Here is a 1,118-nt window from a genome sequence, read left to right on the forward strand (position 1 = left end):
TCTGGCAGGAAAAGGTCGCTGGCTTGAACTAAATCCGACAGACCTGCACCCCGTTAAAAGGGCGACTGTCAGATCAAGTATGAACTACTACAATTCACTGAATTGATCCCTTACTTGCTGCGTAAACCTTCCAGTATAAACTCTTCCAGTTAAAATTTTCACTAAATCTTCAGACGGGCTATCAAATTCAGATCTAATTTCTTCAATAAGAGCCTTATAATATTTTAAATTACTTGCTGTGCTTATAATTGTCTGAAGATCAAATGAATTTTTAGTGAATTTTTTTAATTCCTCAACACCTGACTCTGTGTATTGCATCAAGTTGAATTCGAAAAATGGACGCTCATCCATTTTATTTTCTTTTTCCAGGTCACTAAAAAATACATATCGAATTCCGTCAGTCAAAACTCCAAAGCGAGCCTCTGTAACAGAAAAGTATCTGAAGAGCTGTCCTGCGTGTTTTGCTTCCAAGTCAGATCCTACAGGTTTACATTCAATCAGGATAACTTTTTGCTTGTCGAGTTGAATTGCATAGTCAACCTTTTCCCCTTTCTTGACTCCATGGTCTGCAGTTAGTTCTGGTATGACCTCTTCTGGGTTGAAGATGTCATATCCAAGAGTTTGGATGAATGGGAGTACAAAAGCTGTTTTTGCAGCTTCTTCAGTCAATACTGATTCTTTTTGCCGCTGGATACGAGTAGATAACTCTGCAATCTTGTCTATAAAATCCATTATCAACCCCCTTTTTAATTTGAGTAAAAAGACATCTTGAGATAAATATCAGACATTCACTTATTATTATAAACAAATTTTATATTTATATTTCTCTCTGACACTCATAACAAAACGCCTTCCCCCCAAACCTCTCCTTATTATTCCAACAAAACCGCGCCACATTGCCCGGAATCGCCGCCCTGCACTTGAAGCAGTAATACTTCCTTTCCACCTGCCCCTCCGCGCCGTTGCTTCTATCAATCACGGTCTGAATTGGATCAGTCGCCGCCTCGATCCCGAATTTCTTGCGGTAGTTATTACTCCGAGCCCTAAACAGTTAACATTTTAGGCTGCGTATCGAACATGTTGTCCGTGGAAATACTTCTGAACAATCGAGGGCCTTC

General features: G+C 39.7%; 1 protein-coding gene. It reads right to left on the minus strand.

Going from position 1 to position 1,118, the window contains the following annotated elements; genetic code table 11:
- Positions 1 to 87: 87 nt before the first annotated feature.
- Positions 88 to 732 carry a type I restriction enzyme HsdR N-terminal domain-containing protein gene (locus H4684_RS20510; RefSeq protein ID WP_192625180.1) on the minus strand — a complete coding sequence of 215 codons (645 nt, stop codon included), beginning with the start codon at positions 730 to 732 and terminating at the stop codon, positions 88 to 90.
- Positions 733 to 1,118 lie beyond the last annotated feature (386 nt).

This window comes from Desulfomicrobium macestii (assembly GCF_014873765.1).
GTDB classification, from domain to species: domain Bacteria; phylum Desulfobacterota; class Desulfovibrionia; order Desulfovibrionales; family Desulfomicrobiaceae; genus Desulfomicrobium; species Desulfomicrobium macestii.

What these genes read in the sequence shown, in the direction of transcription:
- H4684_RS20510 (WP_192625180.1), bottom strand. Translation starts at nt 732, where the DNA reads ATGGATTTTATAGACAAGATTGCAGAGTTATCTACTCGTATCCAGCGG.